This window comes from Cyclobacterium roseum (assembly GCF_010119225.1).
GTDB classification, from domain to species: Bacteria; Bacteroidota; Bacteroidia; order Cytophagales; family Cyclobacteriaceae; genus Cyclobacterium; species Cyclobacterium roseum.
The window spans coordinates 13282-27394 of sequence record NZ_WNKF01000012.1 but is presented as its reverse complement, the minus strand read 5'-3'; the positions used below and the strand labels follow the sequence as shown (position 1 = coordinate 27394).

The following is a 14113-nucleotide window of genomic DNA, read 5'->3' as shown; positions in this document are numbered from 1 at the left end:
TGCACTTCGCCAGACTAAAACACAGGATTTTTCAAGTGAAACCCTTGGCAATTTTTTGTCTGTTCCCTGGTTCGGGTCTCACTGGAACCTCATTTTCCCAGTCATTTTGAAAAAGTAAATAATGCCCTGATTTAAAAATGGCCGATGATCAAAATAATATTTCCCATAAAATATTTGATGAGGTCCTAAAGTTGACTTTAAAAACCTAAAGTGAAAGAACCTGACCATTTGAAGACCACCCTTCATTGACAAAAAGGTAGCTGGCCCCTGGTCAAGCATATAGAGAGAAATAATTTTTAAATTAAAAAAAATTCTCAATGAAATGGCCCCACAAATAGCCCCATAACCAAAACAAAAAACCCTAACTATCTAATATTTAGATAATTAGGGTTTATTCCCGTCGGGGTGCCCTGACTTGGGTCAGGGTCCGCTCTATTTGAACCGATGACCTTATTGACTAATGTCAGGACACGCTACCTGGCAGCTGAGGGTTGAAATCTTTACCGATCATTTGAAGGTATCGTTTACTCCCAAGGTTCTTGATCTTTGTTTCTTTTCTGACCGCTTCAGTTCTGTCCACGCAGGTTTCAAAATGAACCATTTCCCAGGGGACACCTGCTTTGGTGGACTTGTTCCGGCCGGAGTTATGACGCTGAAGCCGCGCTTCAAGATCCTGGGTCTGGCCTACGTAGAAACGATCCAGCGAAGCGGAGTACAGTATGTATACAAAATTTTCCATAAAAAAGCCAGACTGGGAATCCAGCCTGGCCTAACTCTCGTCGGGGTGGCGGGATTTGAACCCACGACCCCTTGCACCCCATGCAAGTACGCTACCGGACTGCGCTACACCCCGAGATCTATTAATTACTATTCTTTATTTCAATTTCAGTCCGGGTTTTGAATCCACGACCCTCCTGACCTCAGTCAGGATACGCTACCGGACTGCGCTACACCCCGAGATTTTATTTAACTTTTCATTATTTCAATTTCCATCCCAGATTTGAACCAACGACCTTCCCGACCCAAGTCGGGACACGCTACCGAGCTGCGCTAAACCCCGAGATTTGAAATGAAATTTCTCCAAGATTGAAGAAGAAATGCTTTCTTGGACATTCCTTCCTTCAATGGACTCGCAAATTTATACTTTTTTCATGTAAAAAAAAGGGCTGGGATTTAAAAATTAAAAGAAATGAGGTGTGAAATGGCTGAATTGGAATTTCGTCATTTATGGGTTACCTGGTCTGGAATTTAAGTATCTGGTATTGAAGCGAAAGAATGAAAGGAGATAAAATTACTGAAAAATCCTTGGGCCCATATTTGGAAAAAAATAAGTAAGCTGTTATGTTTGCATCTCGTTTAGGGAAAAGCCCTTAAATGGCAACTATTCCTCCTTAGCTCAGTTGGTTAGAGCATCTGACTGTTAATCAGAGGGTCCTTGGTTCGAGCCCAAGAGGAGGAGCAGACGTAACTGAATATCTGTAAGTTATGCAAAATGTTGTACGGGTAAAGAGTATTATTTTTTATTATCTGTCATCATTTTAAAAACTAAAGAGAGCTACAGATTAATTTCTGTAGCTTTTTTTGTTTGCAGCCGCCCCTTGGAATCTAATCAAGTAATGAGTGTTTACATTGGCCCTACCCACTAGCTATAATATAGAATCCTCCTTACAGTAGCCCTGATTGCTAAGAAGCAAGGCTTGAGGGCTCTGAGAGATTTCAGACGGCCTTTGCTTTGCTTGACGGCTTATGGTCTTAATATGCCCTGGTATTGATGTGCATTTTTTTTAGGGTTCGGTATTAAAGTCAATCAATTCAAAGGTCTGACCTTGCTATTTTTGGATAGACGTAGTACTTTTAAAAACAAAGTTTAGAAAACACCAAACAATCTACGGGTAAAAAAATGAATGGACAAGAAAGCTGGTGAGGGAACCTAAATTTTAAAAACGACAAGAGATGGAAAATTCCGGCCTAGGTGGATTGATGTTTTTAGTTATAATTGGATTAATCTGGCTATTCCCAATAATAATCGTAATCAGCTCCAGTAAAACCACTGGAAGCGAAAAATTAGCTTGGGTATTAGCTGTGATTTTTATATCCTGGTTTGCCTGGATTTTTTATCTGTTACTGGCTCCAATCAAAAAGAAACAATGAAGTTTGCAATAGTAAATGGTACAAAAGCTGAAGCTACTAAAGGGTTTAAAGGAATTTGCCCCAGTTGCGGTGCAGAATTAATTGCAAAATGCGGGGAACGGAAAATTAATCATTGGACACATAAAGCATCTCGAAACTGCGATCCCTGGTGGGAGCAGGAAACCGAGTAGCATCGCTCATGGAAAAATAATTACCCTGATGAGTGGCAGGAAGTCTCGTTACTAGACGAAACGAAACTACAGGCGAAAAACATATTGCGGATATTCGAAGTGCTCACGGTCTTGTGATTGAGTTTCAACACTCCCCTACAGACCCAAAGGAGCGGGAGACCCGAGAAAAGTTTTACCGCAATATGGTTTGGGTTGTTGATGGCACCCGCTTAAAACGAGACTACCCTCGGTTCCTTAAAGGGAAAAAAGAATTTAGAGATACAGCAAATCCGGAATTTTTTTTAATTGACTATCTAGAAGATATTTTTCCGTCTGGCTGGCTTCGGAGTTCGGTACCAGTTATTTTTGATTTCAAAGGAATAGAAACCACCAATAACCAAAGCGAAAAGCATAAGCTTTATTGTTTGTTTCCGATACGAAAAGGTATGTACGCAATACTTGTAGAAATTACAAAGAGGGCTTTCATAATAACTACTATCAATGGAGAGTGGTCAAGGAGCGTGGGTAACTTCATTGATGATGAACGGCTCCATTCGGACTCGCTGGCGGCTCGCATATAACCCATTCGCCATTTTCTATCCCCTGCCCCGGGATCATCCGGGGTTTTTAAGGTTGCTGTACCAGCATGAAAAAATAAATGTGACCGGAAACTTTAATGTGGCATAGGTTTTTTCATCTCCCATGCAAAGGTAACAGCCAGCCAGAACCCGTCATAACGGCCTGCCGCAGGCGCAACACAGGCCGCCCTTGACTAAACCTGTCTGATTTGTTTGTATACATTTAAGAGCTGATAAAACCTGAAAAATATTCAATCCATTGAACTGCCCTATACTAGGCCAACACCTACGCCGGTACTTTCGTCATTTCCTTTTCCTAAACTAAAGCATGCAAATAATTGGCTGAATCAATCAGCCCATTATTACGAAATCGATCCAATATTTCAAATTCATCTAAATTGGGGTTAGTTCTATTCAATACCAATGCTCTAAAAGCTTCCAATGCAAGGTCAGTATTTAAATCAATGGTGTCCGTTATAAAATCGTCTGCTGTCTTTGCTGTTAATCCAAAACTTGCCAGGTATGATGCAGGAAAATCCTTAATATTATTCGTAACGATAATATTCGCATTGGTCTTAATTGCCGCTGCCAATACATGTCTGTCCTTTTCGTCGGGTAATTCTAATGAATTGACAAGTGGTTCATAATTATCAACCAATGCATCCGGGAAAGCAAGCTGGGCTTTGCTTACTCTCTTTTTAATCTCTTCGTCGGGAATGCCCTTTCGTTTCATTACGTTTTCCCATTCCCTGAATATTTGCCTACTCCATTTTGGAGTGAAAAGATCGTAGGAAGCAAACCAAAATAAAAGATCCCTGATATCAATCGGATAAATCACATTGGTATCAAGAACACAAGTAAATCTGACACTATGAATCATATAACCCTGATTCTTCGTCAGCCTTCATTATTTCTATAAGCAACTTGCGTTGTTTGGCCTTCATTTTTCTTTTATACTCTATTAAGTCTTGATATTTGATTCTTCTGTGCTTGCCGATTTTTGTAAAATTGATTTCCCCGCTTTCAAGTAATTTTACCATATGTGGTCTTGAGCACCCTATAAGTTCCGCAGCTGCTTGAGTAGTAATTTCTGTCGCAATTGGAACGATAGATACCGGTTTACCCTGGCTGGTTTCTTTTAGAATTTTAACTAAAAGTTGTAAAGCTTTCACAGGAATCTTTATTCTTTCCTTAGTCTCTTCTATCTCAATTTCAGGGTATTCGGTATGAACTTGATTCAATGCCGCAGCTAAAGCATTATAGGATTTGATGGCTGCTTTTTGTTCCTCTTTAGTAGGTCTTTCTATGTCGTCAATACTGTTCATGTCAATTTGCTTTGTTACAGCAAATATACGAAACATTCGAAATGTAGTTCGTTTATTTCGAAATACTTTAACCGAAGTACATCTTAAAATTTGGAAGGTACATGGATGCAACTTTATGTTGTCAATGGGAGGAAAGGTTGAACCGTCATCATTCCGAGACTTAACATTTAAAAAACGCAGAAATCGGGATGACGGTATTTACTTTTAACCATTTAAAAATCAACGTATTAAAAAAAAGAAAGAGCGACTTCAAATTACCACCCTCCGGCCCCCTCCTGAAAACAGGAGGGGGCCGGAGGGTGGTCATCGGTGACTGGGACTGAGCGTAAAGAAATGATCCCTTTAGCGAAGGGCCGGGGCCTGGGAGGCTACGAGACCCGCACCCTCGGTGGTGTAAGTGGCGCTCCCCGTTAGAGGAATCTGGCCAGCCCGTCTACACCATTAGCGGTATTTCTCAAATTCCATGATTTAAAACAATAGTTCTATTGGTGGTAATTGGTTTCATTTCAGCGCTTTTCATACGCTGTTCTAAAATCATTAAACATAGAAGTTACAATTTGTTTGGGGTCGCCGTCGGTCAAGCTTTCGAAAGAAATGTAACCGGTATAGTTTACTTCTTTTAATATTTTTGCAATTTTTTCCATATTAACAGGTTCCGCAACCCCATCCACATAAACCAATTCTTTAATAAACCAGTAATTTGCATACGGTGCCAATTTTTCAATTTCTTTATACGGATCGCCTCTTCTTAAACTACCAATATCCAAAATTAATCCAAACCAATCCGAGTCTACTCTTTTTAAAATATCGATAATTTCATCCGCTTCGTATAAAAAATCATTATGGTGCTGCATGCCTGCCATAACACCTGTTTCCTCAGCGTATCTGGCACACACCTTAAAGTCTGACACCATCCATTCTTTCACCTCCTCTCTGGAATACCCTTCGTGTTCTCCATTGCCTGCAAAAATGCGCATAATGGAAGCTCCAAGTTTTGATGATACTTGCAACCAATTTTTTATCAATTCAATATCCGATTCTCTTGAAGTTTTATCCGGATTTACAAAGTTATTCCTTACCCCTGTCCATGAAATATTTAATCCTAATTGTAATGCTTTCTTCTTTAACTGAAACAATGTTTTATCGGCTGGTATTTCAGGATAATCAGAAAAATAATAGCCTGTTAAGTCAACTGCATTCAAACCAAGCGTAGAGGCAAACGCCATCATATCAAAAAAGGTCATTTCACCGCTTCTTAGCAAGGAATTGAACGTATACGCATTGATGCTATATTGTAATCTGGACGGGGCTGGGGTATTCATTAATGGGCTTGCGAAGAGGCTGCTAGAACCTACTAAAATCGGTGCAAATGCCGCACTACGTAGGAAATTTCTTCTTTTCTTATTCATATTTACGGTTCATTTTAGGGTGCTAAGCATACATTTCCGCTAACGAGTAGTATACGAAATCAGGCGATTACGTAGCACCAAACCTTCTGTTAAGCACAGCGTTTGATACGAGCTAAACCCCTTGGATTTACGGATATTTCACCTATTTATTATGTACAATGTGTGTGCCTTCAATGGTGAATATAGGTCAAAAACTTGACCGTTCCAACGGGTGAAACCCGTACCGAAGCATTTTGCCGATTTCTCTCGGTATCCTTAAGCACGGGGATAACCTTGATGCTATCGGGGCAGCCTGGAGCGAAGCAAGTGGCAATGCCTTTCCATCGGGATCGGATTTTTAGTATCCGGGGACAATGCAATAGCACCGGCTCCCCCCTCATCCAGATTCATTTACCATTCAAAATTTGCAAATCCACATGTATTCCTATTGGTTTCCAACTTTCTTACCCCAGATCGAAAAACCTTCCGATGAGATGCCTGCATACGTAACCGTGGTACGTCTCGGAGATGCTTCCCAGTCCCAGGCACTGTCAACCAATAGTTTCGTGCCATTTAACGTGAGCGTTTGGGAGCCCTCATCAAAAGACCAGGTTCCATTCAGGTGCCCCGTTACTGAATAATCTTCATGTAGGGTGATCTTTTCAGAAAGCTGCATAACCTGGTATTCATATCGGAGGGTTATTTCTTCCCATTTACCAATGAGATCCGCTTCCGTTAGGGTAACATCCGGAACATCCGCATACCGTTCGGGAGCAACCAAAGGCCAGCCATCTTCCGTCCAGTATATTTCCCGCACATGCCCCATCATAACGGCATTAGAAACATTAATTCCTGCAATATCCGGGGGTAAACGCCCTTGCGATGCATAGAACCATTTTCCAGAATCCGGATCCTGAAAAATGGAGGGGTGTGAAATTCCAACCCATCCATAACTGCCTGCAAATTTATAGGGATGTGTGAGTATAGGATAGGCTTCCGCTCCCTCTGTGACATTTCCGCCATCCAAACCAAAATAAGGGCCGGTTATATTTTCTGACCGGGCCACGCGTGTATTATACGCCTCTGCTAACTCATCGTAGGACAGAAACAGGTAATAATACCCTGTATCCTCATTATAGATGATTTCAGGCGCTTCAAGTGCCTGCCACCTGTTAGAATGTACACGACCTCGGCCGGCTATTCGGACGCCAAAATCGGGAAGGGTATTCAGCTCCTTGGGCTTGCCCGTGACAGGGTCCACCTCTACTGCTGCCAACCCTGAATGCCAGGAACCGTAAATGAGCCAATGTTCACCTTCCGGAGTAACTACGTAGGAGGGATCGATCGCATTGAACTTAAAATACCCGCTCCAGTCGGAACCCCCATCACGCGCATACGTTTCTTCACCATCAGCCATCGAGTGGATCACCATTCCTTTATCCTCCCAATTATTGCTAGCGAGATCGGTAGATTCGGCAAGGCCGATAAAGGCACGTTCTGTCCAATATTCATTTCCGTCATTTCCCAAAATCGGGTTAAGAACCACTACACAGTAGTACAGCCTGAAGGTATTTCCAACTTTTGTGATGTGCGGAGCCCAAAACCCGTATTCCGGATTCTCAAGGGGTGGTAATGGCGGGTCCATAGTAGCCCTGATGGTATTCAGGGCATTTTTTACCCAGGCAGGATCGGAATCAAAGACAGCACCAAGATACTCCCAATTAACCAGATCTGTGGAACGCCGGACGGGATAATTCCCACCAGCCTCATGAACATTTCCATAGGAGGCATTTGTTTGATACATATAAAAATAGTCGTCATCCTTTATCACGGTTGGGTCATGAACATTTGCCAGGTTCCAGATGAAACGATCACTCCATGACGAAATAGGGGTATAATCGTCAGAATAGGTCGGACCCTGAAAATCCGGGATCAACCCTTCATAGGGTTCGTTCTGTTGTTCTTCATGGTCATCCGGACCGGGACTATTGAAATCGCAACCGGTTAAAATGCCAAGAGTTGTTAAAAGAATGAAAACAGGGTATAAGGTCTTGAGGCTTTTCACATTCCTAAAGATACTGATTTTTATATTTATTCGGTTCTGCCCGCCTGCGGAAGGCAGGCTGTATGCAAGGTGAAGTGTGTGCCCAGTATGGGCATCTAGTATCGAAGATACCAGAATATTCCAGCGGGTGCAAGTCCGCAACCTACCCCGAGGACCTTTCGAAAAAACTACCCAAACGACTTCGGGAATAACCTAGCCTCACCCAACGGCGTGAAATACTCGGTAGATGTTGAACACCTGGCGGTTTTTTTAGCTATTTTGCTAAGGAATTTACTAAAACCCATGCGTCGAATGCTATTGCTTTCTGGCCTCGTATGCTGCCTTTCCTGTAAGGTCACCAATAAGAACAGCATGATGGCACAAAATCCCTCCCCCATGGAGGAACATATCCGCCCGCATGAGCGGGTGGACGGATCGGGCTTTGAAGGGAAGAAAATCTCCCTACCGGGCATTTTTGAAAAAGACCCGCTGCTTTTGATGGGAAATGCTACTTCCCGGGATTCGGTAAACCTGTTGATTCATTTTCACGGGGACGAAAGCGTGGTGGCCCATGCGCTGGCTGAAAACGAAGGTTGGGTAGCCGTGGCGGTAAACCTGGGGAATGGATCAAGTGCCTATAGCGGACCGCTGACCGATACCGAGCGTTTTGACTCCCTGCTTCAGGCCGTCCGGCAACACCTGCAGCAGCCCATTAGGAAGCTCTACCTTTCCGGCTTCAGCGCCGGGTACGGGGCCATTCGCTCCATCCTGAAAACCAGCAATTACGAAAACATTGACGGTGTCTTGCTGCTGGACGGTTTACACGCCAGCTATATTCCGGCCCAAACACCACTCTCCATGGGCGGACGCATACAGGAGCAGGATCTGGCCGCCTTTGAAAAACTGGCGAAAGACGCACTATCCGGTAAAAAATCCTTTGTTTTTACCCATAGCAGCATTTTTCCGGGCACCTTTGTAAGCACCACCGAATGCGCCGACTTTCTGCTGGTGGCCACCGGAATCCCCCGCAAGCCTGTTCTGAAAGAAGGGCCACTGGGCATGCAGCAGGTAGGGGAATCGGCCCAAGGAAAACTAAATATTCTCGCCTTTGCCGGCAATACCGCTCCCGACCACATCGACCACCTACACGGATTGTACTACTTTATCCATCTGCTGCAATAAGAAAGAAATGGACGCAGGCAAAAAAAGAGATGGGATGTCGACTTCTTTTTGGGTATCGCCATAGCGCTTACAAGCAGCTGTTATACTACTGGTTCCGACCCAGATCCTGTTCCAATCACACCTGAAAAAGTTCCTAGTGAAGTCCGGAGGAGGTCAGGGGATATATCAACTTTTTCTATCGATTCTTTACCAAATTCTTTTTTTTGATCCATTTGTTGTTTTGAAACATTCTATATTGATTTAATTTCTAAACCAGCAAGCTTTTAGTGTTGCGTCATGTTTAGCCTTTAGGGTTGTACGTGATTTTTTGATTTTAAGACGGGGTTTGGTTTTGTCACGAGTCAACCTGGTACGATCCCTATTGGAAAACAGCATGCTGGATGCATGAAATGAGCAGTCTTCAATTAATGATGATACGGGTGTATGTGTTAGAGAAAAATCCGGTAAATGAAGGTATAATCCTGCCGGTGATGTATGGGAAAATTGTATTGGGAGTACTTGGAGCCCTTTTGAACATGCGGCGATCTTGGCATCTTTTGCAGAATCCAAGGTCGTCGGCTCTGACGGTGATTCGGATGACTTCAATAGACCTAAAATAAGAAATAGATTTTATTCTGGTCTGAGCCAAAAACGAAAAATCCCTTCTGTGAGTTTTTGTTGTACCAATAAAAAAACAAAAAAAGCTTCCCATTATTGAGAAGCCTTAACTAAGTGATAATCAGTGTACCAGGAGCGGGAATCGAACCCGCACGGCCTAATGGCCACAAGATTTTAAGTCTTGCGTGTCTACCTATTCCACCATCCCGGCAACAACAAGTCCAAAGTTAGGTAAAATCCGGGATTTTACCCTTACCAGAACCCGCAAAAGAAGAAAGCCCTGCATCAGGGCTTTTCTTGGAGCGAAAGACGAGATTCGAACTCGCGACCCCGACCTTGGCAAGGTCGTGCTCTACCAGCTGAGCTACTTTCGCTGATGATATCATTCACAAAATGGTTAAGTTTTCCGTGAATCTGAGGGCAAATTTACGCCATAATTTCTAATCTCCAATATTCCGGTGCAAATTTTTGCTCCCACACCCCTACTCCACTGAAACTAAAGCGGGTACATTTATTCCAGCATTTTCTTTACCTCATTCAATTTCAACAAGGCCTCCACCGGAGAAATGGTATTGATGTCCAGCGCATCCAATAGCTCTTTGGCCTCCTTAAATTTCGGATCCATTTCAAACAGACTCAATTGGTAATTGTTCTTCGGCATGTCCCGGATGTTGTCCTGGTGCTGCTGCAATTTCTTGTCCTTTTCCAGGTATTTCATAATTTCGGCCGCCCGCAATACCACCGGATTGGGCATGCCCGCCATCTGCGCCACGTGAATACCAAAACTGTGTTCGCTACCCCCCTTTTCCAGCTTGCGCATAAAGACGACCTTGTTTCCTACCTCTTTTACCGAAACGTTGAAGTTCTTTACCTTCGGGAAATCCGTGGCCAGTTGGTTCAATTCATGGTAATGGGTGGCAAAAAGGGTCTTAGCCCGGCACTTGGGATGGTTGTGCAGGTATTCGACAATGGACCAGGCGATGGAAATGCCATCGTAGGTGGACGTTCCCCTTCCGATTTCGTCCATCAATACCAGGCTTCGATCGGATAAGTTATTCAGAATACTGGCCGTCTCGGTCATTTCCACCATAAAGGTAGACTCTCCCTTGGACAGGTTATCGGAGGCCCCCACCCGGGTAAAAACCTTATCCACCATACCGATCCGAGCAAAAGTCGCCGGTACAAAACTTCCCATCTGAGCCATCAGCACGATCAGGGCCGTCTGCCGTAGCAATGCCGATTTTCCAGCCATATTCGGGCCGGTAATAATGATCACCTGCTGCGTGGAATGATCCAGAAAGGTATCGTTGGGCACGTAATCCTCCCCGATACCCAACTGCTTTTCGATCACCGGATGCCGCCCATCCCGAATCTCAATGGTATCCGAATCGGTAATTTTAGGCGCACAGTAGTTATTCTCGGAGGCCACTTCTGCAAAACTCAACAGGCAGTCCAGGGAGGCCAGCACCCGCGCATTTTGCTGAATCTGGACCACATAATCCCCCGCATCCTGCACCAATAGCTGGAAATACTTTTGTTCCAGCACCAGCAGCCTTTCTTCCGCATGCAGGATCTTTTCTTCGTAGGTTTTGAGCTCTTCGGTAATGTAGCGTTCCGCATTGACCAGGGTCTGCTTGCGGATCCATTCTGCCGGCACCTTGTCTTTGTGCGTGTTGCTCACCTCCAGGTAATAGCCAAAAACCTTGTTAAACGCTACCTTCAGGGAAGAAATGCCGGTTTTTTTGACTTCCCGCTGCTGGATCTGAACCAGGTAATCCTTACCCGAGGTAGCCAGCTTGCGGTATTCGTCCAAGTCCGGATCGACACCGTTTTTGATGATGCCTCCCTGATGGGTCAGCATGGGGGCATCCTCCAGCAGCTCCCGCTCGATTTTTTCCAGCAAGTAGGCGCAGGTATTCAGCCGGTCTGCCAGTTTTTGCAAAGGCCCGTTCTTCTGACCGGAAAGCAATTCCTTGATCGGGAGGGTGCTCTTCAAGGCCTTACGAAGGTGGTTCATTTCCCGGGGATTGATCCTACCTACCGCTACTTTGGAGATAAGCCGCTCCAGGTCTCCGATTTGCTTCAGGTGGGAAAACAATTCCTCCCTGAGCTCCGGTTTTTGGTAAAAAAATCGCACCACCTGCTGCCGTTCTTCAATGGGCTCCTTTTCCTTCAGGGGCAATACCATCCATTGTTTCAGCATCCGGCTGCCCATAGGGGTATGGGTTTTGTCCAGAATCTGAATCAGCGGCACCCCCCCGTCCTGTTGAGGATAAATTAGCTCCAGGTTGCGAATGGTAAATTTATCCAGCCAGACGTATTTTTCTTCCGCTATGCGGGAGATGGAAGCAATGTGTTTTACTTCCTTGTGCTCGGTTTCTTCCAGGTAATACAGAATGGCCCCGGCTGCAATGGTACCCAATACCTGGCTTTCGATTCCAAAGCCCTTCAGGTTGTTGGTGCCAAAATGACGGATGAGTTTTTCATAGGTGTAATCCTGCTGATACACCCAATCCTCACAGTGGAAGGTGGTAAAATCGTTTTTCAGGAGGTCTCCGGCAAGGCTTCTGGAGGCCTTGGAATGGATCACCTCGGAGGGGTTAAAACTTTGCAGCAGCTTTTCGATGTAGGATTGCTTTCCCTCGGCACACATAAATTCGCCCGTGGAAAGGTCCAGAAAGGCAATTCCCAACTGCTCCCCGGCGAAATGAATGCTGGCTAAAAAATTATTCCGTCGCTTATCAAGAACGTTATCGTTATATGCCAGGCCAGGAGTAACCAGTTCGGTCACTCCTCTTTTCACGATACCCTTTACCTCCCGGGGATCTTCGAGCTGATCGCAAATGGCCACCCGGTTGCCGGCCCGGACCAATTTAGGCAAATAAGCCTCCAGGGAATGGTGCGGAAATCCCGCCAATTCTATATGGGAAGCAGATCCGTTTGCCCGTTTGGTCAACACAATATCCAGGATTTTGCTCGCTTTGATGGCATCTTCCCCGAAGGTTTCATAAAAATCCCCTACCCGAAAAAGCAAAATCGCTCCGGGATGCTTCGCCTTGATGGCGTTGTACTGTTTCATTAAAGGGGTTTCCTTCACCGCTGCTTTCGCCATGTGAATGTGTCTTGTTTAAATAAACCCTGAATTTACTTGATCCTTCCCATAAACAAAAATACCGCTCCGAAATTAGGACTTTCTACTATTTCGGATAAGCCCTACCTTTGCAGCCCAAACCCCATCCGAACATGAGAAAACGAAGCATGGATGAACTTAACCGGCTATCGGTCGAGGCATTCAAGAAAGCCACAAAAAATCCCATTGTACTGATACTGGACAATGTTCGCAGTCTGAATAACGTGGGCTCGGCCTTTCGAACCGCAGATGCTTTTTTAGTGGAAAAAATTTTCCTCTGTGGTATTACCGGCACCCCTCCCCACCGGGAAATACACAAAACCGCCCTGGGTGCCACTGAATCGGTATCCTGGGAATACCGGGAAAACACCGTGGAACTGGTAAGGGAACTCAGGAAGGATGGTTATCAAATTTGCGTGCTGGAGCAAGCATCTCATAGCACCCCGCTCAATCATTTTCAACCCAAACCCGGTCAAGCCTATGCCCTGGTTTTTGGTAATGAGGTATTTGGTGTGGAAGAGGAAGTCCTGGAGCATGCAGATGAGGTGTTGGAAATCCCGCAATTGGGCACCAAACATTCCTTAAATATTTCCGTCTCCATGGGCATTGCCCTTTGGGACCTGGTCAATAAAACCCAGGGCCTGGATTCTTGATCTCGAAGCTGGACCCCGACATTTTTTCCTAAAAATACATCTTAATTTATAACTAATTCGTAAATTCAGTTGTCAATTATATCAGATGAACTTATGAAAAAATTCTTTTTTTTACTTCTTTTGGCGGGCTTGGGCTGGGTGGCAGGTTGTAAAACCCAACAGGCTCCTGTCACTGGGGATACCAGTGCCAACTCCCTGGACTGGGAGGGAACCTACGAAGGTACCCTTCCCTGCGCGGACTGCGAGGGGATCACTACCTCCATCAGCCTGGACCGGGAAGGAAAATACGTGAAAACCACCCGGTATCTGGGAAAGAGTGGGGAGGAATACCGGCAGGAAGGGCGTTTTGAATGGAATTCAGCCGGCAACACCATCAGCCTTACCGGCATTACAGATGCGCCCAATCAATACCTGGTAGGAGAAAACCAACTTTTTCACCTGGACAGTGAAGGCAACCGGATTACCGGAGCGCTGGCAGCCAACTATGTGTTGAAAAAGGTAGTAGCCAAAACCAACCACCCCTTGCTGGATGCCAATTGGGTGCTCACCGATATGGAGAAATTTCCGGATGAAGACTGGAATCCCGGGGAGATCTTCGTTTTTCTGGAGGAAGAGAGCAGCCGTCTGCACGGGTTTGGAGGCTGCAATAACTTTTTCGGCGTATATGAGCTTAAAACCGGAAATGGACTGGAACTGGGAAAGATTGGCAGGACCCAAAAATACTGTCAGGACGAAATGCAAGCGGAAAATTTCTTTTTCGCCTATTTGGAACAGGTGCGGTACTACCGGCTGGAGGGGGATACGCTGGAGTTAAGGGATGAGGACAACATGCTGCTGCTTACTTTTACTAAAAATCTCGGGGAGGATTAAAAATCCCCTTGATTTCTTAGGAAATTTAAAATTTATCGGCTAATTT

General features: G+C 44.8%; 12 protein-coding genes and 4 tRNA genes. 7 read left to right on the top strand and 9 right to left on the bottom strand.

Annotated elements, in window-relative coordinates:
- Positions 1-463 precede the first annotated feature (463 nt).
- Positions 464-739: a GIY-YIG nuclease family protein gene (locus GJQ68_RS16345; RefSeq protein WP_162418379.1), complete on the bottom strand. Its 276-nt coding sequence runs from the start codon at positions 737-739 to the stop codon at positions 464-466.
- Between the two features lie 40 nt (positions 740-779).
- Positions 780-853 (bottom strand) — tRNA-Pro (locus GJQ68_RS16340).
- 532 nt (positions 854-1385) lie between these two features.
- Between GJQ68_RS16340 and GJQ68_RS16335 the strand changes: the two genes are divergently transcribed.
- The 4 genes from GJQ68_RS16335 to GJQ68_RS16330 all read left to right on the top strand — a co-directional run bounded on the left by GJQ68_RS16335 (position 1386) and on the right by GJQ68_RS16330 (position 2881).
- Positions 1386-1459: transfer RNA gene (locus tag GJQ68_RS16335), tRNA-Asn, on the top strand.
- A gap of 494 nt (positions 1460-1953) precedes the next feature.
- The gene (locus tag GJQ68_RS23690; RefSeq protein WP_394351319.1) at positions 1954-2151 is read left to right on the top strand and encodes a PLDc N-terminal domain-containing protein; all 198 of its coding nucleotides are present in this window, start codon (positions 1954-1956) and stop codon (positions 2149-2151) included.
- Positions 2148-2321, top strand: a complete 174-nt coding sequence (locus tag GJQ68_RS23685) for a competence protein CoiA family protein (RefSeq protein WP_202927958.1) — start codon at positions 2148-2150, stop codon at positions 2319-2321. Before GJQ68_RS23690 ends, GJQ68_RS23685 begins: the two co-directional genes overlap by 4 nt.
- A gap of 32 nt (positions 2322-2353) precedes the next feature.
- Entirely contained in the window at positions 2354-2881 is a 528-nt protein-coding gene (locus GJQ68_RS16330; protein ID WP_202927957.1) for a competence protein CoiA family protein, read from the top strand.
- Positions 2882-3194: 313 nt separating this feature from the next.
- Here GJQ68_RS16330 and GJQ68_RS16325 read toward each other — a convergent pair whose 3' ends face one another.
- The 4 genes from GJQ68_RS16325 to GJQ68_RS16310 form a co-directional block, all read right to left on the bottom strand.
- Positions 3195-3758, bottom strand: a complete 564-nt coding sequence (locus GJQ68_RS16325; protein WP_162418378.1) for a PIN domain-containing protein — start codon at positions 3756-3758, stop codon at positions 3195-3197.
- On the bottom strand, positions 3748-4203 hold the full coding sequence (locus GJQ68_RS16320; RefSeq protein WP_162418377.1) for an excisionase family DNA-binding protein: 456 nt from the start codon (positions 4201-4203) through the stop codon (positions 3748-3750). Before GJQ68_RS16320 ends, GJQ68_RS16325 begins: the two co-directional genes overlap by 11 nt.
- 506 nt (positions 4204-4709) lie before the next feature.
- Positions 4710-5612, bottom strand: coding sequence for a sugar phosphate isomerase/epimerase family protein (locus GJQ68_RS16315; RefSeq protein WP_162418376.1), 903 nt, complete (start codon positions 5610-5612; stop codon positions 4710-4712).
- 424 nt (positions 5613-6036) lie between these two features.
- On the bottom strand, positions 6037-7656 hold the full coding sequence (locus GJQ68_RS16310; RefSeq protein ID WP_162418375.1) for an arabinan endo-1,5-alpha-L-arabinosidase: 1620 nt from the start codon (positions 7654-7656) through the stop codon (positions 6037-6039).
- 282 nt (positions 7657-7938) lie between these two features.
- Here GJQ68_RS16310 and GJQ68_RS16305 point away from each other — a divergent pair, with 282 nt between their 5' ends.
- Entirely contained in the window at positions 7939-8817 is an 879-nt protein-coding gene (locus tag GJQ68_RS16305; RefSeq protein ID WP_235941635.1) for a hypothetical protein, read from the top strand.
- A gap of 724 nt (positions 8818-9541) precedes the next feature.
- Here the strand turns inward: GJQ68_RS16305 and GJQ68_RS16300 are convergent.
- From GJQ68_RS16300 to mutS, 3 genes are all read right to left on the bottom strand, one after another.
- Positions 9542-9625: transfer RNA gene (locus GJQ68_RS16300), tRNA-Leu, on the bottom strand.
- Between the two features lie 87 nt (positions 9626-9712).
- Positions 9713-9788 (bottom strand) — tRNA-Gly (locus tag GJQ68_RS16295).
- 137 nt (positions 9789-9925) lie between these two features.
- The gene (gene mutS, locus GJQ68_RS16290) at positions 9926-12526 is read right to left on the bottom strand and encodes a DNA mismatch repair protein MutS (protein WP_162418374.1); all 2601 of its coding nucleotides are present in this window, start codon (positions 12524-12526) and stop codon (positions 9926-9928) included.
- A 131-nt stretch (positions 12527-12657) separates the two neighbouring features.
- On the opposite strand from mutS, the gene GJQ68_RS16285 reads away from it, so the two are divergent.
- Positions 12658-13197 carry an RNA methyltransferase gene (locus GJQ68_RS16285; protein ID WP_162418373.1) on the top strand — a complete coding sequence of 180 codons (540 nt, stop codon included), beginning with the start codon at positions 12658-12660 and terminating at the stop codon, positions 13195-13197.
- Between the two features lie 93 nt (positions 13198-13290).
- Positions 13291-14067, top strand: coding sequence for a copper resistance protein NlpE N-terminal domain-containing protein (locus GJQ68_RS16280; protein WP_162418372.1), 777 nt, complete (start codon positions 13291-13293; stop codon positions 14065-14067).
- Positions 14068-14113: the final 46 nt, after the last annotated feature.

Bases quoted from the DNA above. Each gene is read 5' to 3' on its own strand.
- GJQ68_RS23690 (WP_394351319.1), top strand. From the start codon at position 1,954: ATGGAAAATTCCGGCCTAGGTGGATTGATGTTTTTAGTTATAATTGGA.
- GJQ68_RS16320 (WP_162418377.1), bottom strand. From the start codon at position 4,203: ATGAACAGTATTGACGACATAGAAAGACCTACTAAAGAGGAACAAAAA.
- GJQ68_RS16345 (WP_162418379.1), bottom strand. From the start codon at position 739: ATGGAAAATTTTGTATACATACTGTACTCCGCTTCGCTGGATCGTTTC.
- GJQ68_RS16315 (WP_162418376.1), bottom strand. From the start codon at position 5,612: ATGAATAAGAAAAGAAGAAATTTCCTACGTAGTGCGGCATTTGCACCG.
- GJQ68_RS16325 (WP_162418378.1), bottom strand. From the start codon at position 3,758: ATGATTCATAGTGTCAGATTTACTTGTGTTCTTGATACCAATGTGATT.
- GJQ68_RS16285 (WP_162418373.1), top strand. From the start codon at position 12,658: ATGAGAAAACGAAGCATGGATGAACTTAACCGGCTATCGGTCGAGGCA.
- GJQ68_RS23685 (WP_202927958.1), top strand. From the start codon at position 2,148: ATGAAGTTTGCAATAGTAAATGGTACAAAAGCTGAAGCTACTAAAGGG.
- GJQ68_RS16280 (WP_162418372.1), top strand. From the start codon at position 13,291: ATGAAAAAATTCTTTTTTTTACTTCTTTTGGCGGGCTTGGGCTGGGTG.
- GJQ68_RS16305 (WP_235941635.1), top strand. From the start codon at position 7,939: ATGCGTCGAATGCTATTGCTTTCTGGCCTCGTATGCTGCCTTTCCTGT.
- mutS (WP_162418374.1), bottom strand. From the start codon at position 12,526: ATGGCGAAAGCAGCGGTGAAGGAAACCCCTTTAATGAAACAGTACAAC.